This is a genomic window from Bacillus cereus group sp. MG16, assembly GCF_040459875.1.
In the GTDB taxonomy this organism is placed as follows: Bacteria; Bacillota; Bacilli; order Bacillales; family Bacillaceae_G; genus Bacillus_A; species Bacillus_A paranthracis.
Map to the genome: position 1 here is coordinate 138668 of NZ_JARVHE010000002.1, position 22575 is coordinate 161242.

Sequence of the window (22575 nt, forward strand, 5' to 3'; positions counted from 1 at the left end):
TCCTTGATTATTTTATGTATAGATTGAGTTGTATTTAATCATAATCCTGTAGTAATGATACAGTATATGCACAGAGAATCACTTAGGTGTTTTGTTAAGAAAGAAGCATCAATAATCAATCAGCCTACTGTCTAGATGAACAAGAGTTTGCCTGACCCACGAAAAATATGGAACATTAATTGCTGCTCATACATATGGTCTCGTATTTGGAAAATTTCTTAGCTTTAAAATAAATCATCTGATTCAATGAAATGTAATGCCTATCATCACCTATTTTTATATGTATCTCAGACGAATTCCTATACCTCCGTTACTCTTCGATCATATTTTATTTGTACGAGGTGGTGTAAAATGTTTAAATTATATTTAGATCCTGGTCACGGGAGAATGGACCCAGGAGCTATTGGCAATGGGATGCAGGAAAAAGAAATTACCTTAAATATTTCCCGTAGCATCCGAAATCTCTTGGAAAACCATTATGAAGGCCTGCAAATTAAAATGAGTAGAACAGCAGATATTACGCGCAGCTTGAAAGAACGTACAGATGATGCGAATGCTTTCGGTACGGGGGCCAAAGGATGGATTTGTGGAAGAAGTGGGAGTCAATGTGGCGTTAATTCGGAAACGAATCAAATCAACCAGCATGGTTTATGAAACGAAAAAAGTAGGCGTTCGCACGAAAACAACCGTTGCAATTCTTTACATGCGTGACATTGTTGATCCTAAGATTGTTCAAGATGTAAAGAATAAATTAGATGATCTTCACATTGACGGAGCGTTTAGCGCCACTCAGCTAGAAGAATTAATGGAACCGACAAAAGCATTGTTTCCTTTGATGGGGTATACAGGCAGAGCAGACTTTACCGTGAACTGTATGCTCAATGGGCGTGTAGCGTTGATTGTGGATGGTACACCGGCTGCGTTGATTGCGCCTGCCAATTTATTTTTGCTTGTGAAAGCACCCGAAGATATCCACTTTACTGCTTTGGCAGCTACATTTGGTCAAACGCTTCGTTTACTTGGCTTGTCCGTATCGCTACTGCTTCCTGCATTTTTTGTTGCCATTCTTTCCTATCATCAAGATCAGCTGCCCTATTATCTACTTGCCACTTTGGGGATTAACCGGTTGGGAATCCCTTTTGATGTGGCAGTTGAAATGTTTATTGCACTTCTCTTCTTAGAAATCCTGCGGGAAGCTGGTATCCGATTGCCTTCTGCGGTCGGCTCCACGGTAACGGTTGTAGGAGGACTTATCCTGGGGGATGCGGCCATTCGTGCTGGATCCTTATCCCCAGGTATCGTTGTCATCGGAGCAATTACACAAATCTTTGGTTCAACTTTATCGAGCCTATCATTGGCTGGAACGATTAGTACCTTACGCTTTTTTCTTTTCATTCTGTCTGCCACGCTTGGCATTTATGGCTTCTTTCTTGGATTATTTATTGTGCTCAGCCATTTAGCCTCATTGCGTTCATGCGGCTTGCCTTACTTGGCCCCAATATCACCTCCATTTAAAGACTTGGCCAACGCTTTGTTTCGATTACCTTGGCCATAGCGAAACACTCGACCGGACATGTTGAAGACACGAGATTCTACAAGGCAAGGGGACAGGCATAAATGAGGAGATATAAAAGTATGGTTGCACTTTTCCTTCTTCTCACCCTTACCGGTTGCTGGAGCAGATATGAAGTGCAAAACATGAACTATGCTACGGCTGTTGGAATAGACTATGTCGATGGCCAATACACCTTGTATGTGCAATTGCTTGATTTCTCGACAGTGGCCAAGCTGGAGGGACAGCAAAAAGCGGAGCAGCCCCCGGTTTGGGTGGGCAAAGGCGAAGGTTCCTCGTTTACGGAGGCGGCAAATGATTTGTACAGTACATCACAACAACGCTTAAACTTGGGACAAATCTCTGCCATTTTGTTCAGCGAGAGATTGATGAAGGAAAACAAAGTCGGAGAAGTGCTGGAATTGATCAACCGTTATCGTGAAATAAGGTACTTGGCCTGGCTGTTTAGCACAAGAGAGCCTCCTGAAGAAATCTTGCTGGCAACCCCATTTTTTAGATTTTCGCCAAATGCATAAAAATAGTTGTTTACTTTTATGCGTTCAAACAGTTGATTTATCAACCTTATGGTAAAAGCAAACGACTTTATTGTAATAAAACAAACCGATTAGTAAACAACTTTATTGGTAAGGAAAGAACTTTATTGTCACTCAACAGTTTCGTCATGTTAAATTTTGCCTAGCGTATGTTTTGCGCTTTTTGTTGGTAGGACCCCATGCCCATCAACTTAAGAATTTTCACTACCCCCAAGTGACAAAAAACGTTATTCTTTCTAAAAAGCTAGCTAGAAAGGGTGACATTTTTTATGAATCTTTCGATTCAAGATGAATTACAACTATTTTCTGAAGAACTGTATCGTCATTTAACCCCTTCTCTTTTGGAAGAACTCGCAAAAGAATTAGGTTTTGTAAAAAGAAAACGAAAGTTTTCTGGAAATGAATTAGCTACCATATGTATTTGGGTAAGTCAACGTACAGCGAGTGACTCGCTTGTTCGACTATGCAGTCAATTACATGCGGCCACAGGCACTCTTATGAGTCCAGAAGGACTCAATAAACGCTTTGATAAAAAAGCGGTTGAATTTTTGAAATATATTTTTTCGGCATTATGGAAAAGTAAAATCTGTGAAACATCGGCCATTTCAAGCGCGGCGCTCACGTATTTTCAATGAATTCGTATTTTAGATGCGACGATTTTCCAAGTACCAAAACATTTAGCCCATGTATATCCTGGATCAGGTGGTTGTGCACAAACAGCGGGTATCAAGATTCAATTAGAATATGACTTACATAGCGGACAGTTTCTAAACTTTCAGATAGGTCCAGGAAAAAATAATGATAAGACCTTTGGAACAGAATGCTTAGACACATTACGTCCAAGCGATTTATGTATCCGTGATTTAGGTTATTTTTCATTAGAAGACTTAGATCAAATGGATCAACGAGGTGCTTATTATATATCCAGATTAAAATTAAACCATACCGTGTATGTAAAAAATCCGTTTCCAGAATACTTTCGAAACGGAACCGTAAAAAAGCAATCACAGTATATCCAAGTTGATTTAGAACATATTATGAACAATTTAAAACCCGGTCAAACATACGAAATAAAAGAAGCTTACATTGGAAAGAATCAAAAACTATTCACACGTGTAATTATCTATCGTTTAACAGACAAACAGATACAGGAACGTAGAAAAAAACAAAGTTACACTGAAAGTAAAAAGGGTATTACATTTTCAGAAAAGAGTAAACGATTAACGGGTATCAACATATATGTCTCAAATACGCCTGAAGGAGTTGTTCCGATGGAACAAATACATGACTTTTACTCCCTTCGCTGGCAAATAGAAATTATTTTTAAAACGTGGAAATCCTTATTTCAAATTCATCATTGGCAAACTATCAAAAAAGAGCGATTAGAATGTCATGTGTATGGAAGACTTATTGCCATCTTTATCTGTTCTTCTACGATGTTTAAGATGCGTAAACTTCTTTTGCAAAAGAACAAAAGAGAATTAAGTGAATATAAAGCCATTGGGATGATTCAAGATCATGTATCGCTGTTATATCAAGCGATACAGAGAAACACCCAAAATCTAACAAAGATTTTAATCCGTTTGTTCGACCTCCTACAGAAGAATGGACGGAAATCTCATCGATATGAGAAGAAAACTATCTTTGATATTATGGGTGTTGTCTATGAGTATAATGGGTTTGGAAAACAAAAGAAAGCTGCATAATTTTTAAAATGAAACTCGTTAGAGTTTATTTGGTGTGTGTACTTTTCAATACCAAAAGTACATTACGTGTTTTTTAGTTTGTTTGAACGAAAGTTCATTTTGTTTTCGTTCTTAAGTTGATGGGCATGTGGTAGGACCCCACATCCATCAACTTAACGTATATTTTTATATAAAATGCGGTCTTTCCACGTAGTTTTTTATTATCTTTTATAGATGTTATAAAAGTAGGCACATCAAATAAACCCTGACGGGTTTCAAATTTTTCGCTATGCTACCTGATGGGCAGAAGTGGTATACTCATACACAACACCTAAAATATCAAAGACTGTTTTTTTCTCATATCTGTGAGATTTTCGTCCGTTTCGCTGTAGGAGGTTAAACAGACGAAGGAGAATCTTTGATAATTCTTGGGTGTTTTTATGTAGTGCTTGATGAAAAAGTAAGAAATAATCTTTAATTATGTACATCGCTTTATATTCACTTAGTTCTTTCTGTTTCTTACGTAACAGGAGTTCTCTCATTTTAAACATAGTAGAAGAACATAATAGGATACTAATGAGTTGTCCATAAAGGTGGCATTCTAATCGCTCTTGTTTAATAGATTTACAACGATGAATTCGAAACCAAGATTTCCATATTTTAAATAACAGCTCAATTTGCCAACGCAGTGAATATAAATCATAGATTTTCTCTTTCGGTACCCATTCCGTAGGAATGTTTGTCATATATACCGTAATTCCTTGTAAAAGTTTCGTACGCTCTGTATATGTAATCCCTTTTTTCTTTTCACGAATAGCTCGATCATGTAGACGTTTCTGTTTTTGCTCCTCTGTACATCTATAAACCACAATGCGAGTGGGTAGTTTGTCTTTGCTCCCTACATATACATCATGTAATTCATACACTTGGCCAGGTTGTAATTGGTTCATGATGTCTTCCAAATGAATTTGTATATATACCGGTCTCAATTGAGCAGGTTTTGTTTTAAATACCACTGTTTCGAATTCTTTTCTATATATTTTAGTTGGTAATTTAAGACGCGATAAATAATACCCTTCCTTATCTTGGATCGATTTAAAGTCTTGTAAACGAAAATACCCTAAGTCACGAATATATAGTTCATTCTTTTGTGTCATGTCCATTCGAGTCGCCCCATATGCCTGATCACTTCGTTTTCCTGGTTCAATTTTCACATCAGAAAACTCTCCGCTCAACAAGTCATACTCTAATTGAATTTTCACACCAGCTGTATGACTACAGCCTCCGGCACCAGGATAAGTAGCTGCGAATCGATCTGGAACTTGAAAGGTTGTAGAATCAAGGATGCGAATCCGCTTAAAGTAAGCAGAAAGAGAATGAGAAATTGTAGATGATCCTCCAATTTTAGCTTGTAGAAGTGTAGTAAATACATTTCGAAAGAAGGCTACAGAAGCCGAGTTAAATCGTCGATTCAGTCCCTCAGGACTTAATAAAATTCCTGTTGAAGTTTCTAATTGACTACAAAGTTGAGTAAGAGAGGTTGTAGCGATTTGTTGATTTAACCATACACACAAAGATAAAAAATGGTGCCCATGGCACTTACGTTTTCGTTTCATTCCACCTGCTTCTATAGCTAATTGATTAAGTGTAGCGGGAGACATATATCGATATAACTCTTCGGCAAATAAAGACAGCTCTTGTTTTTGATGCATATTCATAAAAAGCACGTCACCCTTTCTCATTAACATAAGAGAATAGTAACGTGCTTTTAAGTTTAAGAATAGTCTAAATCCTTAAGTTGATGGATGTGTGGTAGGACCCCTATAAGCATTCGTAGCTCTTCCGCTACCTTCTTCGTCATAGGTACAGCTCTAGTTTTACGGTTCTTATTCTTAGCGCCTGCTAACATAATCGTAAGGTTATCAAAATCTATATCGTTAGCCTCTAGCTGATTTACTTCGTTTACACGCAACCCGCAGTGCAACATAAGCAGCATGGCGCAGTAATCTCTATAGCCTGCATAGGTCGTCTTATCTACCACACGAAAAATGCGCTTTATCTGATTATGATTTAGCGTAAAAATCGGCGCTTCATCGGTACGTAACTTTACAAAGTCTACAGCGGGATTGCTTTTAATGTAGCCCTGCTCATTCAATCGCTTAAAGACCGACTTCAACGCCGATATGCGAATATTTACAGTGGCAGGTGCTAATTCTCGATTAAGCAGCTTATTAATATACATTTGTACATGTGCCGCCGTAATGATCTCGACTTTCTCAATGTTCAATTCTCGCATGAAATAACGAAAGAGCTTGCTGTAATCATCTATAGTACGCTTTCTAAATCCCTCTGCCCGAAATGCCTGCGCAGCAATCGCTATCGCCGCTTCTGTGTCTAGTGCTTCCGCAGTACCAATAAAATCAACTACTTCTCTTCGTCTTTTTACTACTCGTATACTTTTAGACATAATAAAAAAAGAGCCCCCTATCTGAAACGAATTTCAGACGGAAGCTCTCCGCATATGTACTATCATTATCTTCATTTGGTTACACGTAGCACCTTTTTACTATGCGACAATAATTCGCTAATGCCTACGTAGGACGTTTGCGGTTTGTTCCCGCTCAAGTTAAGCGTTAAAAACTCCGACAAACAGCTTTATACCGCACCCTAAAGCACATTTGGTTTCCTTTGTCATATATAAGACGTGGTACCGGAAACCACCGCTCTATCCGACTGAGCTATGGGCGCATGATAATAGAAAACACTTCATTTTCTTCTCATAATAATAGCAATAAAATCCATCTAAATCAATAAAAATATCCCCGTAATCCTTTATGACGCTTAGTTATGAGTATATTAACAAAGCACCCCCCTAAATTTTCCAATCATAAATTCACCCCAACTCACAAATTATAATCTTTGAATTGATATTCCAAAGGAGGCTTCATTCAATGACTGTAATTACGAAATTAAAACAAACTGTTTCTGGATTAAAAAGTGCACAAGCTAGCTTAGAGGGATTCGCTCTTGATACGGATAACCAACAAGCTAAGCAACTTTTCCAAACAGCTGCACAGCAAACACAAACGATTATCGATTCTTTAAACCCACGCGTTGAAGAAGTAAAACAAGAAGAACCACAATACTCACAGCAATAACGAATCAGTCTTGCTGTGAAATAGAAAAAGGATGATATGCAGTCATCCTTTTTCTATCACATTACATATTGCAATAGAAATGGAATGATAAATATGCAAAAACTCGGACTCATAACCGTATTATTTGCCCTTCTATTTAGCTCTTTTACCGGATGTGATAATAGTCCTTTAGATAAAAAAGTGAAAGAAGAAGCAAAACGAACGGAGAAAGAGAAAGGTCCAAAGTTAACAAAAACGAGTATGGAATCCTTTAATCAATCTATATCACAAGGAGCCAAGAAAAGAGCTCTCACTATGGATGAAATTATAAAAAGTACAGCAGTAAATTCAAATTTAGATCTCTACATAGCAGTTACACCTGAGCATCACGAAAGATTTGGATTAAAACCTCTCCGTAAGAAGCTCCAAAAGCAGCTAAGTGATGAGCACCCCACTTTCGATGTTCGTGTAAGTACAGATAAAAAAATCTTTATGTTACTTGAAAAGCTTGAAAGAAAAATTAAGGAAAAGAAAATATCTAAAGATGAAATTAATAAACAATTAAAATTCATTGGTAAAAAAATGGAGTCTAACACTTAACGCTTTTTAAAAGAAAAGGAAGGTTTGCAATGTCTAGTAAAGATAAAAACTTAACCCCTGTGCAACAGGAATATAAAAAATTCGAGCAAGAACGCGAACCGAAGCGTCCTGTCTTAAAAAACTGTATAAAAGCCTTTTTCGTTGGTGGTTTCATTTGCCTAATTGGGCAACTCATTTCTACTTTTTATATTACGTATTTCGATTTCACTGAACGCTCAGCAGGGAATCCAACAGTCGCAACTCTTATTTTCATCTCCATGTTATTAACTGGATTTGGTATATACGATCGGTTTGGTCAATTTGCCGGAGCAGGCACAGCTGTACCTGTCACTGGATTTGGTAACTCCGTTATTGCCGCATGTATCGAACACCGCACAGAAGGTTTTGTACTCGGCGTTGGTGGTAACATGTTTAAATTAGCTGGTTCTGTTATTTTATTTGGTGTATTTTCCGCTTTCGTCATCGCACTTATTAAAACGATTCTCGTTCAATGGGGAGGGCTATAAATGTTACAAGGACACCGAACGTGGGTATTTGAAAACAAACCAGTTATTATTTCGACGGGAGTCGTTGGCGGGCCGTTTGAAGCTAAAGGCAAAATTCCAGAAGACTTCGATACCCTCCATGAAGATTTATGGCTCGGACAAGATTCCTATGAAAAAGCACATAAAATTTTGTTCGAAGAAGCTTGTAGCCGCGCTACTGAAAAGGCAAAACTTCGTAAAGACGATATTCAATTTGTACTCGCAGGCGATTTAATTAATCAAATTACCCCTACAAGCTTTGCTTGCCGTACACTGGGCACTCCTTATCTCGGACTATTCGGCGCTTGTTCTACTTCTATGGAAGGTTTAGCACTTGGAGCAAGTATCGTAAATGCAAAAGGCGCAAAATATTTATTAACTGGTGCATCCAGTCATAATACAGCTGTAGAAAAACAGTTCCGCTATCCTACCGAATATGGTGGGCAAAAACCACCTACCGCGCAGTGGACAGTAACCGGAGCAGGAGCTGCTATTTTAAGCGATACTGGACACGGTCCTAGGGTAACATCTGCCACAATCGGACGAGTGGTTGATATGGGATTAACAGATCCATTTAATATGGGAGGTGCAATGGCTCCAGCTGCCGTTGATACAATTGAAGCCCATTTACGCGAACGACAAATTGATGCCTCTTACTACGATTTAATCGTAACGGGTGACCTCGGACATGTAGGACGCGAAATTGCTTATGACTTATTACATAAACACGGAACGAAAGTAACGAGCGAACAGTTTCAAGATTGCGGGCTGCTCATTTATAGAGAAGGGCAACCTGTCATCGCTGGCGCTAGTGGACCAGGGTGTTCCGCAACGGTCGTATACGGTCACTTATTAAACCGAATGAAAAGAGGAGAGTTTAATAAAATACTTGTCGTTGCGACAGGCGCTTTACTATCTCCACTTACATTCCAACAAGAAGAAACGATTCCGTGTATCGCTCATGCCGTTTCGATTGAATTTGGAGGTGCAACGCAATGATTTTTTTCTGGGCTTTCGTCATTGGCGGACTTATATGTGTAATCGGCCAACTTATGTTTGATGTTGGAAAGCTAACACCAGCTCATACAATGGCAACACTCGTTGTTGCTGGAGCTATATTAGATGGATTCAATTTGTATGAACCATTAATTGATTTCGCTGGAGCTGGGGCAACTGTACCTATTACAAGCTTTGGTAATGCCCTCGTTCACGGTGCAATGGAAGAAGCTGCAAAACATGGCATCGTTGGCGTTATTACCGGCATGTTTAAAGTAACAAGCGCCGGTGTATCCGCAGCTATTATTTTCGGCTTCATCGGAGCATTGCTATTCAAACCGAAAGGATAAGGTGTTCGTATGACAGTTATCGCTAGCGTCAAAACCTGCCTTGCTAGTGTAAGGGGCGCTCAAGCAAGTTTGAGCTCCCTTTCACTACATTCACAGGACGCAGAATCAAAACGTGTATTTCATGAATGTATGTTAGAAATGGAGAGCATCATCGCTGATTTACAAAATAGAGTTTCAGTATTAGAACGTGAAGAACCTCAATATAAAGGGTTTTAAGTAGACTGGAGGAAATGACTATGTCTCACCTGCCGGAATGGACACTTGTCATTCTTCGCTCTGTATTCATATTAATTATTTTATTCGCTATTACGAAATGGTTAGGGAAAAGACAAATCTCTCAGCTCTCCTTTATTGAATACATAGCCGGAATGACAATCGGTGACATCGCTGCCCAAGTATCTACAGGGCTCGATTCAAAATTTTTTCACGGCGTCTTTGCGATACTCATTTTCGCTGTGGTACCTTTTTTAACAGGAATCCTTTCTTTAAAGAACAAAACAGCTCGGGACTTCTTTGAAGGGAAATCTACCGTATTAATAAAAGATGGAAAGATACTCGAAGACAACTTAAAGAAAGAAAAATATACAAGTGACGAATTACTGGAACTTCTTCGTGGAAAAGATGCCTTCAGCGTAGCTGATGTTGAATTTGCTGTACTAGAACCGAGCGGAGAATTAAATGTATTATTAAAGAAAGATCGCCAACCACTCACAGCAAAAGACATCGGTTTAAAAGTAGCAAACGAAAAAGAACCACAAACTGTTATTATGGATGGCAATGTACTAGATGAACCTCTTTCAGCAAGCGGACATAACCGAGCTTGGTTACATTCTGAGCTCGAAAAACTCGGTGTTGTCATTGAAAACGTCTTTCTCGGTCAAGTGGATTCATATGGACAACTTACTATCGACATTTATAATGACAAACTACAAATGCCTTCTCCTCAAAACAAACCTTTATTATTGGCATCTTTAAAAAAATGTCATGCTGATCTTGAACTATTTTCTTTAGAAACAAAGTCGAAATCAGCAAGCGAAATGTATAGTAAAAACGCGAAACAAATCGAAAAGATTTTAAATAAAGTGACCTATCTTTTAAAAGAATAGATATCGAAAGAACGCTTCAGTAAAAAAGGCGTTCTTTTCTTTTTTTCTACAGTTTTTATAACGTTTAAATTTATGTAATTCGGTTATGATGTTGAAGATACATAAGCAGGGAATTTCAAAAACATAGCGAATATTTCATGGTACAACTACATATTTTTTTGATTTAAAGTGGTTTCGTTTGACCTTTATTGACCATAATTGTATTATAAGACTAAGAAAGCTTTTGAAGGAGGAAATAACAGATGAATTTAATTCCTACAGTAATTGAACAAACAAATCGTGGAGAACGCGCTTACGATATTTACTCTCGACTATTAAAAGACCGCATCATTATGCTTGGTAGCGCAATTGATGACAACGTAGCTAACTCAATCGTTTCCCAGCTTTTATTCTTGGAATCTCAAGATCCAGAAAAAGATATTCACATCTACATCAACAGCCCTGGTGGTTCTATCACAGCAGGTATGGCAATTTACGATACAATGCAGTTTATTAAACCGCAAGTATCAACAATCTGTATCGGTATGGCTGCATCTATGGGTGCATTCTTACTTGCAGCAGGTGAAAAAGGAAAACGTTATGCACTTCCAAACAGTGAAGTAATGATTCACCAACCACTTGGTGGTGCACAAGGTCAAGCGACCGAAATCGAAATCGCTACTAAACGTATTCTATTCTTACGTGAAAAACTAAACCAAATTCTTGCTGACCGCACAGGTCAACCACTTGAAGTACTACAACGCGACACAGACCGCGACAACTTCATGACAGCAGAAAAAGCTTTAGAATACGGTTTAATCGATAAGATCTTTACAAATCGTTAATAACTAAATTACTGAGGCAACCCTATAGCGCCTTGTCTAAATACCTATACAGCGTGGTCTTACTGATACCAGTTGCCACTGTAATTTGCTTAATTGTATAGTCTTTACTCTTATACATCTTAACAGCCATTTCCACTTTATCTTCTTTCTTAGTAGGTCTCCCACCTTTCTTTCCTCTTGATCTTGCTGCTTGAAGACCAGACTTTGTTCGTTCACTAATAATATCTCTTTCTAGTTCAGCGATGCTTGCCATTGTACGAAAGAAAAACTTTCCCATTGCGGTTGAAGTGTCAATACTGTCAGTAATTGATACAAAATGTACACCCATATCGTTAAATAATTCGCTCAGTTCTATCAAATGTTTTGTGGAACGTGAAATACGGTCAAGTTTATATACAACAATTTTATCGCCACTTCGTAAAACTTTTAAAAGGTCTTCTAATTGAGGCCTATCTCTTCGTGTGCCAGTTAATTTTTCTTTATAAATCTTCTCAACCCCGAATTGTGTTAATGCATCAACTTGCATATCTAGGTTTTGTTCCTCCGTACTCACTCGCGCGTAACCAAAAATCATAATTAATCACCTACTAAAAACTATTTATATGAATATATTAGCACCAAAAACGGTGTTTGTTATTAAAAATGTTACTTTGATTTTGGGAATGAGTTTTGGTACCAAAGATCAGGGTAAATAGAGTGTGTTTTGCTCCAATAAGGACCAGCCCCATAAATGTCCGTTTATGGGGCTAATTTTATTAAACTAACCAGCCGCAGTATGACTGAAGAGAGCTCTTTTATTTTTGTTCCGCAATAGGGCCAGATTGTTGAATAAGGATTGTAGTTAATTATGGTTTTACATACAATTATTGAACTATTGGAAGATAAGTTTAATATCAACCTCGGTGAGCTTTTCATAAGTAAATGAGGTTCTTCACAAGTAATTCGTGAACTAATCAACTGCCCCAGTTCGTTTTATTTCTACCTTAATATTTGGTTTTAAATTTAATGTGGAATACTTTCCTCTCAAATCTTTTTCATTTAAATTGGAATATTTTCTTATACTTTTTATTTTTCTTCCAATGCCAATTGGATCAGTATTTAATTTTCTAAACTTCTCAAGAATATCCCCGAATTCTTTGTTTAGTTCTTCTTCAATTATTAGCTCCATTTTTTTTATTGATTCCTTATTTTTAAGAGTAACAGAAGGCTGTAATTCTATAGTTGAAACTAAAATAGATGCATTTAAATTAACCGACTCTTTCTGAGATAATTCAACATTTCCGCGGTACTTTATTGGGTGAATTGTAATATTAAATTTATCTCCTTTTTGCTTTTCGACTAGTTTTATTCCCTTTTCTTCTAATACCTCTGCAGGAATATTTAAAGTTATATCCCCCAAAAAAGCATTATGATCGGTGAATAATTTTATATACAGGGTTTTTTTCATGGAAATAGAACCAACCATTTTATCATCCCTAAATAATGCAACCCCATCTAAATAGGGTGCTACACCATTCTCATTCGATAGAATAGGTAAGGTAGGATCGATACCAATTTCATATAGTGTGGAAATAAAATCATGCAAGTTGGAGTTTATTAACATTTCCTTCTTTTCGTGCTTATCTAATAATTGATAAATATATGACCCCATTTCAGGGTATTCTTCATAGTTTTTATTATTAATTGTACTCTCAGCATTGTTTGTAATTGCCAAAAAAATTAAAGATCCGATGCTACTATCTCGTTGCATTGTATCTAGAAAAGATGAAATCCCTATCATTTCTGTCATATATTTATCAAATAAAATTGTCCTTAATTGACCAGAAGTAAGGTCGTGGCTTGTCTGTTGTTCTAAATTTTGTCTTATTTGTTTGCTTGTAGTTCCGACGGCAGAAAGGGTTACACTCGTCTTTTCTTCTTTACGGTCGAATTGTAACAAGCTAATAGTGCCTTTGTATGTATTCTCATCAAGTAAGTCAAAACCAATAATAGTTAAAATTCCTTGCCTTTCTAATATTTTTTCAGGTGGCATACATGCCGTACAGAGAAAGAAACAAAGTAGTAGAATAAGCCGTATTTTCATTTTTTCAACTCCGTTTTGAACGTGAAAAGATTTTAGATTTAATGATTGAAATGAAATATAAGAATATTGGATAGATAAACCATAGGTAAAAGCCTACTTGACCAACTTTATCAATCAAAAGGTTATTGTCGACTCTTTTTGTGATAAAAAAACTCGTGATAAAAATGATTATTGAGATTACCCATATTCCATGTTTTAGTTTTAAATGAAATATTTGTTTAACTCCTTTGGAAGAAATGAATAGGATTATACATAAATTTGGAAAAATAACTAATATCCATAATGAAACTGCTATAGATTCAAAGCGCTCAATAAATGGAAAATGGACAGCGCTTATCATACTGACAATAGGCCAGATCTGTTTTTCTAATTCTTTAGGGCTAAAAAATAATATGGAAATAACAGTTGCAATTAAAACAAGAAGTGTGGTAAACCAGATTGCTAATTGACTGAATAGAAGTAGTTTTTTTTTCTCCTTTATAAAAGGAAAAATAAAAAATAAAGTCTCAAAACCCAACATTGTATAACTGCTTTTAAAAACTCCTTTCATCATTTCTGACGGAGTTGTCGACATGATGGGTAAAATTCTAGTTAAGTTTATGGAATCAAGTGGTTGATACATCACAAATAGCAGCCATATAGTCATTAAAAAGGATAAGAAGCATATCCCTGCAACTACTCTGAATCCACCTGATACTGCATAAATTGTTATTAATAATAGCGCTAAGGTGCCTACCCATTCATAAACTCCTTCATATCCCCATGTTAGGGACAATTCAACATAACCGATGATGATAGAGTAATGTACAGCAATAAAGTAAATGACAATTAAGGTATTGATGATACTTCCTATAAAGCGACCAAATAAATTTTCGTGTATTTCATAAAGATTACAGTTTCCATGTTTTTTAAGTATGCTAATAATAATCCAAGTGATAATACTAATGAATAGACCGGATAGTAAAACTGAGATCCAAGCATCTTTCTTAGATTCAAGATAAATAATTTTCGGAACTCCAAGTATGCCCATACCAATTTGCAAAGTGTGTATGATAAAGAAAGCCATATAGGCATTTACAAAACTAATATTTGATTTCATTATCCACCTCAAAATTCATCTAAATCTTTTTCTGTTTTTTTAAATCTCCACCTTGTGCGGAATGAATCTTTTGGGCGATTGACAACAGGACGTCTCATATAAAAATGGTGGGGTAGACGTATTAAGAAGTATTTTATATCCTTAATCCTAAAAGGGTATAGAGGTGCAAGATAAGGTTTGTTTAATGATGTCAATTTTAACAAGTGGACCATCATTACACAGACACCGATAATAATCCCATTTAATCCCCAAACACCTGCTAGAATAATGAAAGGAAATCTAGCAATTCTTATAGCAGTGCCCATTTCATAAATAGGAGCCGTAAATGCCCCTAATGCACTAAATGCCACAATAATAATTAAAATGTTGCTAGTTAAACCTGCCTCAACAGTTGCTTGGCCAATAACAATACCTCCAACAATCCCCATTGTTTGCCCTACTTTTGACGGAAGGCGTGCCCCAGCCTCTCTAAGTAATTCAATTAATAATTCGAGTAAAAGTGCTTCTAGCAAAGGTGGAAAAGGAACTTGTGAACGTGATTGCCCAATTATAAGTAACAATTTAGATGGAATTAGTTCAGAGTGAAATGTCATGGTTGCAACATAAAATGCTGTAAGAAATAGTGACCCTGCCATAGCAAATAATCGTATAAATCTTATAAAAGTACTTAAGGACCATCTCAAATATATGTCTTCTGTTGATTCAAAAAACGAAAAAAAATTAGCAGGTCCAATAATAGCAATTGGACTTTCATCTATAAGAACACCAATCCGTCCGTTTAAAATAGAGTAGAGGAATCTATCGGGCAACTCTGTTAATATAAACTGTGGAAAAAATGAGTAATGATTATCTTCAAGACATTGTGCCAATACTGAACTGTCACTTATATTATCAGTTTTTATATTTTCAAACTTCTCCTTAAGTGTTTTAAGTGTGTCATCATCCGCTATATCTTTAAGATATATAATTCTTACTTGCTTCTTAACACGTTCTCCTATTTTTAATTCATCTGTACACAAATTAGAATCATTTAGATTTTGTCTTATAATTTTAATGTTAGAAGATAATGATTCTGTAAACGATATTTTAGGACCGTATACCAATGATTCTGTTTCTGCTTTCTCAATAGATCTTTCAATAGGGTTGGCGCAATTTACCATAAATGCTTTACTTTCGTCTGATAAGTAAATATAAGCGAATCCATTTAAGAGGGAAGAGATAATCTCTTGTTCCTTAAGGTTTTTCTTTACTTCGTTCATTGGTATGTTTTTCAATAAATAAGAGTAAGTTATGTATTCTATCGGAAGTTGTTGAATGTATTTAATTACATACTCATTTAGAAACTCTTGTTTAATTAAATTTTTCATGAAAATAACTTCGAGACAATCTCCACCAACTTCAAGTGTTCTACACATTAAGTCTGGTGATTCGTTGAGGATGTATTTAATTTTTTCATAATTAGGGCAGTTATTTTTATTTAGATGGAGTGTCATTTGAATCATATCCTTCAATAGTTTTTTTTTAGTATTTGAAGTAGGAATCATTTTATACTTGTTTTAATAAAGAAGTAAGGATTGAGAGTAATTTTAGGACCTATGGTTCTGAAACGAATATGGAACAAGGAATTTTAGATGGTAACCAACAACATGTTGTAGAAATCAATTGGCCAGAACTAGCTGGTATATATGAGGTTGAATTTAATGAAATGTGGGGCAGTTCTACATTATCTTTTGATAAAGTAAATTCTAACATCAGTACTCGTAAAATCGATAATACAACACATGTTATTGATATTAACGGTAAAACACCGGAGGCGCGTTCGAAGTGTTTGTAAAACAGCAATCTCATAATTGATTCGGTTAACCCTCTCCATTCCCTTACTATCCGTCTCAATAATGATATCCTTCCATTTGGGCTGGATCACTCCTTCAATAGGAATTTCGTCATTAGCTGCAAAAAAACGTTGACCACTATCACCATATTCTCGAATTAGTTGAAGAGCTTCAATGACAGGTTGATGAGATTGATTATTAGATCTGAACGTAAGATTTTTTAAGATATTACAGAAAGCAATCCGATAATGCCCCCGATAGGAAGAATGCATCTTTATATAGATTTTTTCTTTGTATTCTCGGTGATTTCTTGTCATGTCTTTAATAATATCCCGAATTGTTGAAGCGCCTACAATCGGATATAGAGTATCTTGAATAATTCCATCTGGATGATTAACCGTCGCTTTTAATAAGTTGATAATATGTTTATTTTTCCCTTGAACCCTTTCCAACTCTTCTACTGCTTCTTTACGGGTAGTATTCTTGGCCTTATTTCCGAACTTGAGAGTGATTTCATCCAACAGATCAGCTAAATAGTCGATAACTTTAGCATGACGATGCCAAAATAAGATGGCAAGTAAGGTGTAGCGAATGGGTGCTGGATGTGCTCGCAATTCCGTTACAGTCTCAGTAGCTGCACGAAGTCGATATTTCTTTAGTAATTTTGGAGTCATATGATGAAACAAACCATTAGGAATTTGGAGATGTCGTATAGCTAACAGTTTTTTAACCTCCATCTCCATCGCATTTACACTTGGTTTACGAGGAGAAGATAATAGTTGACGAAAAGTTAAAATGTCGGTTTCCTCTCCATCAGAATCCTCATCAGCATGGGACTCAGGTAAAGCATCTAACCGAGTGCACGTCTTAGCAGATAATTGCTGATATGTCATTTTATATAAGCTCTTTTCAAAAGTATCAATGGCAGAGTCAATCATACGCTTTAAGCTCCCAATAGAAGGAGGTTCAACTTTCCATTTACGAAAGAGACTGTATGCTTGGTTTTTTAAATAGTCTGTATCATGTGTAGACTGAACTTGTTCTTCTAACCATTGTCCCAAACGATCATTATCTGTACGTGTAAGCTCCTGAAATCCAAAAAAATCCCTTATATTTTTTCGATGTCGGGTATAAGTCTTTTCTTTTCCACCCCAACTATATTCATCAAATTGATCATGCGAAACATCAAGCTGTTTCGCTATGTACTCGATCACTACTTTTGGGATGTCTTGCTTTTGGCTAGGGAATCTAGCTTTCTGTTGGAAATACTTTAGTAACACGGCAAAGCCCAAACGGTTCGTTTCTGTTTTATTCCCCATAGATAGATGTAGTTCATTTGGCATTAACATAAAGTTTGCTAAAAGCTCTTCTTCATTCCAATTTTTCTTCACTGGTTCTCCCTCTGATCTACATGTTTTTTTAATAGTATAATTTCAAACATAGAGACCATCAAGATAACTAAGAAAAGCAGCAAAGCTAAACCATTTTCCTTTTATTGTAATATATCTGACGGACTAGAGCAGTAACCCTGTGATTAAGCCTGAAAGAATATAGAATGACATTTAAGCACCTACATCAATTGGCTTTGGAAAATGGTGATGCCATTCATCTACTACATGAATGCATAGATTTTCTAAGAAAAAACAAAATCATACTGCCTGCTATCACTACACTTGAAAGAATAGTGTGGGAAGCAAGGGCAATGGCTGAAAAGAAGCTATTTAACACGGTTAGTCAATCCCTAACAAATGAACAAAAAGAAAAACTTGAAGATATTATTACCTTGCAGCATTCGTCAGAATCCAATAAAACGATATTGGGTTGGTTAAAAGAACCACCGGGACATCCTTCACCCGAAACCTTTTTAAAAGTAATAGAACGACTCGAATACATACGAGGAATGGAATTAGAAACGGTGCAAATTAATCATTTGCACCGCAATCGCCTGTTACAGCTGTCTCGCTTGGGTTCAAGATATGAACCTTATGCATTCCGTGATTTTCAGGAAAATAAACGATATTCAATACTAACCGTCTATTTATTACATCTTAATCAAGATTTGACGGATAAAGCTTTTGAAATTCATGACAGACAAATACTTAGTCTCTTATCAAAAGGTCGTAAGGCTCAAGAGGAAATTCAGAAACTGAACGGTAAAAAGCTGAATGAGAAAGTTATACATTTTACGAACATCGGACAAGCTTTGATCAAAGCAAAACAGGAAAAATTAGACGTTTTTGAGGTTTTAGAATCCGTTATTGAATGGAATTCTTTTGTCTCTTCGGTCGAAGAAGCCCAGGAGCTTGCACGTCCTGCTGACTATGATTATTTAGACTTACTGCAAAAACGATTTTATTCACTAAGAAAATATACGCCAACGCTATTAAGGGTGTTGGAATTTCATTCTACAAAGGCAAATGAGCCACTTTTACAAGCTGTAGAGATTATCCGAGGAATGAACGAATCCGGAAAACGAAAAGTACCTGATGACTCACCTGTGGATTTTATTTCAAAACGTTGGAAAAAGCATTTATACGAGAATGATGGTACAACAATCAATCGTCATTACTATGAAATGGCTGTTTTAACAGAACTTCGGGAGCATGTTCGGGCAGGAGATGTTTCCATTGTTGGCAGCAGACAATATAGAGATTTTGAGGAATATTTGTTTTCCGAATTTACATGGAATCAAACGAAAGAGAATACGAGATTATCAGTTAGTTTATCATTCGAAGATTATATAACGGAGAGAACCAGCAGCCTTAATGAAAGGTTAAAGTGGTTAACTGCCAATTCCAACAAGTTAGATGGAGTTTCTCTTGATAAAGGAAAGCTGTCACTTGCACGCTTAGAAAAAGATGTACCAGAAGAAGCAAAAAAGTTTAGTGCAAGCCTTTATCAGATGCTACCAAGAATAAAATTAACCGATTTACTGATGGATATTGCTTATATAACAGGATTTCATGAGCAATTTACTCATGCTTCCAATAATCGAAAACCGGATAAAGAAGAAACGATTATTATTATGGCTGCCCTTTTAGGAATGGGAATGAATATAGGTGTAAGCAAGATGGCTGAAGCAACACCCGGACTTACATATAAGCAATTAGCCAATGTATCTCAATGGCGCATGTATGAAGATGCAATGAATAAAGCCCAAGCCGTATTAGTAAATTTTCATCACAAATTACAATTGTCTTCCTATTGGGGAGACGGTACAACATCCTCATCAGACGGTATGAGAATGCAGTTAGGTGTTCATCACTACATGCAGATGCAAACCCACATTATGGAACTGGAAAAGGAGCCACCATCTACCGTTTTACTAGTGATCAATTCTCTTCTTACTACACAAAGATTATTCATACTAATTCAAGGGATGCGATTCATGTTTTAGATGGTTTGTTGCACCATGAAACGGATTTAAACATAGAAGAGCATTATACAGACACAGCTGGTTACACAGATCAAATATTCGGACTGACTCATTTATTAGGATTTAAATTTGCCCCAAGAATAAGAGATTTAGCAGACTCAAAATTATTTACAATAGATAAAGCAAGTGAGTATCCAAAATTAGAAGCCATTTTACGTGGACAAATAAATACAAAGGTCATTAAAGAAAATTATGAGGATGTTTTGCGATTAGCTCACTCAATAAGAGAAGGAACAGTTTCAGCATCCCTTATTATGGGGAAACTAGGATCTTATTCAAGACAAAACAGCTTGGCTATAGCCTTACGTGAGATGGGTCGAATAGAAAAAACAATTTTTATTTTGAATTATATATCGGATGAATCATTAAGAAGAAAAATACAAAGGGGATTAAATAAAGGAGAAGCCATGAACGGATTAGCAAGAGCTATTTTCTTCGGAAAACAAGGTGAGCTTAGGGAACGGACTATACAACATCAATTGCAAAGAGCCAGTGCTTTAAACATCATTATCAATGCCATCAGTATCTGGAATACTTTACATCTAACAAAGGCAGTTGAATATCAAAAACGGTCAGGTAGTTTTAATGAAGAATTATTGCACCATATGTCACCTCTAGGTTGGGAACATATTAATTTACTTGGAGAATACCATTTTAATTCGGAGAAAATGGTCTCGTTAGATTCTTTAAGACCCTTGAAACTTTCTTAACGTTGTTAAAACTGGGGGAATAGTCGGGGAAATGGGCTTAGCGTTGTAAATCCGCATTTTCCTGACTGTACCCCAAATAAGAACAATTAAGCGATTGATGGGAATGAATAAATAAATCTTATTCAACCAAAGGGTGCTTTACTTGAGAAGGTCACTAGAAGAGTCAAATGATAACTATGAACTGCCCCAATTGCTAGGTTTTGTTTAACAATTGGGGCAGTTCATTTATAGCGCATAGGTAATCAGCTTTTTGTTAATCATGAGGTAGATATTTTTATCTAAAAACCCAACAATGGAAATATATTACAGCTCATGCCCCGTTTTTACACGTATCTCGGCTGAACCCCATCAACCTCTAAATTAATAACTACGCCAAAAGCTGATTTTCTTTAAGATAAGGAAATCAGCTTTTTCTTTGTAAAATATTTTTTAATACAGGAAAACCGGATTTTTATTTTCCATAAAATTTATTAACGTGGGTTTTATGTCATTTGGTTGGCGGGACCCCATGCCCATCAACTTAAGAATTTTCACTACCCCCAAGTGACAAAAAACGTTATTCTTTCTAAAAAGCTAGCTAGAAAGGGTGACATTTTTTATGAATCTTTCGATTCAAGATGAATTACAACTATTTTCTGAAGAACTGTATCGTCATTTAACCCCTTCTCTTTTGGAAGAACTCGCAAAAGAATTAGGTTTTGTAAAAAGAAAACGAAAGTTTTCTGGAAATGAATTAGCTACCATATGTATTTGGGTAAGTCAACGTACAGCGAGTGACTCGCTTGTTCGACTATGCAGTCAATTACATGCGGCCACAGGCACTCTTATGAGTCCAGAAGGACTCAATAAACGCTTTGATAAAAAAGCGGTTGAATTTTTGAAATATATTTTTTCGGCATTATGGAAAAGTAAAATCTGTGAAACATCGGCCATTTCAAGCGCGGCGCTCACGTATTTTCAACGAATTCGTATTTTAGATGCGACGATTTTCCAAGTACCAAAACATTTAGCCCATGTATATCCTGGATCAGGTGGTTGTGCACAAACAGCGGGTATCAAGATTCAATTAGAATATGACTTACATAGCGGACAGTTTCTAAACTTTCAGATAGGTCCAGGAAAAAATAATGATAAGACCTTTGGAACAGAATGCTTAGACACATTACGTCCAAGCGATTTATGTATCCGTGATTTAGGTTATTTTTCATTAGAAGACTTAGATCAAATGGATCAACGAGGTGCTTATTATATATCCAGATTAAAATTAAACCATACCGTGTATGTAAAAAATCCGTTTCCAGAATACTTTCGAAACGGAACCGTAAAAAAGCAATCACAGTATATCCAAGTTGATTTAGAACATATTATGAACAATTTAAAACCCGGTCAAACATACGAAATAAAAGAAGCTTACATTGGAAAGAATCAAAAACTATTCACACGTGTAATTATCTATCGTTTAACAGACAAACAGATACAGGAACGTAGAAAAAAACAAAGTTACACTGAAAGTAAAAAGGGTATTACATTTTCAGAAAAGAGTAAACGATTAACGGGTATCAACATATATGTCTCAAATACGCCTGAAGGAGTTGTTCCGATGGAACAAATACATGACTTTTACTCCCTTCGCTGGCAAATAGAAATTATTTTTAAAACGTGGAAATCCTTATTTCAAATTCATCATTGGCAAACTATCAAAAAAGAGCGATTAGAATGTCATGTGTATGGAAGACTTATTGCCATCTTTATCTGTTCTTCTACGATGTTTAAGATGCGTAAACTTCTTTTGCAAAAGAACAAAAGAGAATTAAGTGAATATAAAGCCATTGGGATGATTCAAGATCATGTATCGCTGTTATATCAAGCGATACAGAGAAACACCCAAAATCTAACAAAGATTTTAATCCGTTTGTTCGACCTCCTACAGAAGAATGGACGGAAATCTCATCGATATGAGAAGAAAACTATCTTTGATATTATGGGTGTTGTCTATGAGTATAATGGGTTTGGAAAACAAAAGAAAGCTGCATAATTTTTAAAATGAAACTCGTTAGAGTTTATTTGGTGTGTGTACTTTTCAATAC

The 22575-nt window shown here is 36.2% G+C and carries 18 protein-coding genes and 3 pseudogenes; 14 read left to right on the top strand and 7 right to left on the bottom strand.

Going from position 1 to position 22575, the window contains the following annotated elements; translation table 11 throughout:
- Positions 1 to 351: 351 nt before the first annotated feature.
- The 4 genes and pseudogenes from QCI73_RS28520 to QCI73_RS28535 all read left to right on the top strand — a co-directional run bounded on the left by QCI73_RS28520 (position 352) and on the right by QCI73_RS28535 (position 3812).
- Complete coding sequence (locus QCI73_RS28520; RefSeq protein WP_002073809.1) at positions 352 to 654, top strand: N-acetylmuramoyl-L-alanine amidase family protein; 303 nt, start codon at positions 352 to 354, stop codon at positions 652 to 654.
- Entirely contained in the window at positions 587 to 1555 is a 969-nt protein-coding gene (locus tag QCI73_RS28525; RefSeq protein ID WP_228271847.1) for a spore germination protein, read from the top strand. The genes QCI73_RS28520 and QCI73_RS28525 overlap by 68 nt, the downstream gene beginning before the upstream one ends.
- An 80-nt stretch (positions 1556 to 1635) precedes the next feature.
- Positions 1636 to 2088 (top strand): Ger(x)C family spore germination protein, encoded by a 453-nt coding sequence (locus QCI73_RS28530; protein ID WP_000226102.1) that lies wholly within the window; start codon positions 1636 to 1638, stop codon positions 2086 to 2088.
- A gap of 287 nt (positions 2089 to 2375) precedes the next feature.
- Positions 2376 to 3812 (top strand): annotated as a pseudogene (locus QCI73_RS28535) (IS4 family transposase).
- Between the two features lie 266 nt (positions 3813 to 4078).
- On the opposite strand, the gene QCI73_RS28540 reads toward QCI73_RS28535, so the two are convergent.
- Together QCI73_RS28540 and QCI73_RS28545 are read right to left on the bottom strand one after the other, a co-directional pair.
- The gene (locus QCI73_RS28540; protein WP_001055915.1) at positions 4079 to 5509 is read right to left on the bottom strand and encodes an IS4-like element ISBce2 family transposase; all 1431 of its coding nucleotides are present in this window, start codon (positions 5507 to 5509) and stop codon (positions 4079 to 4081) included.
- 56 nt (positions 5510 to 5565) lie between these two features.
- Positions 5566 to 6258 (bottom strand): tyrosine-type recombinase/integrase, encoded by a 693-nt coding sequence (locus QCI73_RS28545; RefSeq protein WP_202295940.1) that lies wholly within the window; start codon positions 6256 to 6258, stop codon positions 5566 to 5568.
- Positions 6259 to 6742: 484 nt separating this feature from the next.
- Between QCI73_RS28545 and QCI73_RS28550 the strand changes: the two genes are divergently transcribed.
- The 8 genes from QCI73_RS28550 (at position 6743) to clpP (ending at position 11328) form a co-directional block, all read left to right on the top strand.
- A complete protein-coding gene (locus tag QCI73_RS28550; RefSeq protein WP_000216164.1) occupies positions 6743 to 6949 on the top strand; it encodes a DUF1657 domain-containing protein in 207 nt (68 codons plus the stop codon).
- A 93-nt stretch (positions 6950 to 7042) separates the two neighbouring features.
- Complete coding sequence (locus tag QCI73_RS28555; RefSeq protein WP_001170597.1) at positions 7043 to 7528, top strand: YhcN/YlaJ family sporulation lipoprotein; 486 nt, start codon at positions 7043 to 7045, stop codon at positions 7526 to 7528.
- A gap of 29 nt (positions 7529 to 7557) precedes the next feature.
- Positions 7558 to 8034, top strand: coding sequence for a stage V sporulation protein AC (spoVAC, locus tag QCI73_RS28560; RefSeq protein ID WP_000095403.1), 477 nt, complete (start codon positions 7558 to 7560; stop codon positions 8032 to 8034).
- Positions 8035 to 9051 (top strand): stage V sporulation protein AD, encoded by a 1017-nt coding sequence (gene spoVAD / locus QCI73_RS28565; RefSeq protein WP_000938965.1) that lies wholly within the window; start codon positions 8035 to 8037, stop codon positions 9049 to 9051.
- Complete coding sequence (gene spoVAE / locus QCI73_RS28570; RefSeq protein ID WP_000575919.1) at positions 9048 to 9398, top strand: stage V sporulation protein AE; 351 nt, start codon at positions 9048 to 9050, stop codon at positions 9396 to 9398. Before spoVAD ends, spoVAE begins: the two co-directional genes overlap by 4 nt.
- A 9-nt stretch (positions 9399 to 9407) precedes the next feature.
- On the top strand, positions 9408 to 9614 hold the full coding sequence (locus QCI73_RS28575; RefSeq protein WP_000215901.1) for a DUF1657 domain-containing protein: 207 nt from the start codon (positions 9408 to 9410) through the stop codon (positions 9612 to 9614).
- A gap of 20 nt (positions 9615 to 9634) precedes the next feature.
- Positions 9635 to 10504, top strand: coding sequence for a DUF421 domain-containing protein (locus QCI73_RS28580; RefSeq protein WP_048548355.1), 870 nt, complete (start codon positions 9635 to 9637; stop codon positions 10502 to 10504).
- Between the two features lie 242 nt (positions 10505 to 10746).
- The gene (clpP, locus tag QCI73_RS28585) at positions 10747 to 11328 is read left to right on the top strand and encodes an ATP-dependent Clp endopeptidase proteolytic subunit ClpP (protein ID WP_252650617.1); all 582 of its coding nucleotides are present in this window, start codon (positions 10747 to 10749) and stop codon (positions 11326 to 11328) included.
- Between the two features lie 22 nt (positions 11329 to 11350).
- On the opposite strand, the gene QCI73_RS28590 is transcribed toward clpP, so the two are convergent.
- The 5 genes and pseudogenes from QCI73_RS28590 to QCI73_RS28610 form a co-directional block, all read right to left on the bottom strand.
- A complete protein-coding gene (locus tag QCI73_RS28590; RefSeq protein ID WP_000576162.1) occupies positions 11351 to 11902 on the bottom strand; it encodes a recombinase family protein in 552 nt (183 codons plus the stop codon).
- A gap of 375 nt (positions 11903 to 12277) precedes the next feature.
- A complete protein-coding gene (locus tag QCI73_RS28595) occupies positions 12278 to 13411 on the bottom strand; it encodes a Ger(x)C family spore germination protein (RefSeq protein ID WP_000702270.1) in 1134 nt (377 codons plus the stop codon).
- Positions 13412 to 13415: 4 nt separating this feature from the next.
- Complete coding sequence (locus QCI73_RS28600; protein WP_200730636.1) at positions 13416 to 14510, bottom strand: GerAB/ArcD/ProY family transporter; 1095 nt, start codon at positions 14508 to 14510, stop codon at positions 13416 to 13418.
- 8 nt (positions 14511 to 14518) lie between these two features.
- On the bottom strand, positions 14519 to 16003 hold the full coding sequence (locus QCI73_RS28605) for a spore germination protein (RefSeq protein WP_048557826.1): 1485 nt from the start codon (positions 16001 to 16003) through the stop codon (positions 14519 to 14521).
- A gap of 311 nt (positions 16004 to 16314) precedes the next feature.
- A pseudogene (locus tag QCI73_RS28610) lies at positions 16315 to 17733 on the bottom strand (DUF4158 domain-containing protein); the annotation flags it as partial.
- Positions 17734 to 17879: 146 nt separating this feature from the next.
- Here QCI73_RS28610 and QCI73_RS28615 point away from each other — a divergent pair.
- Both QCI73_RS28615 and QCI73_RS28620 read left to right on the top strand, forming a co-directional pair.
- Positions 17880 to 20488 (top strand): annotated as a pseudogene (locus QCI73_RS28615) (Tn3 family transposase); the annotation flags it as partial.
- A gap of 598 nt (positions 20489 to 21086) precedes the next feature.
- Complete coding sequence (locus tag QCI73_RS28620; protein WP_001053964.1) at positions 21087 to 22523, top strand: IS4 family transposase; 1437 nt, start codon at positions 21087 to 21089, stop codon at positions 22521 to 22523.
- The last annotated feature ends 52 nt before the right edge of the window (positions 22524 to 22575 follow it).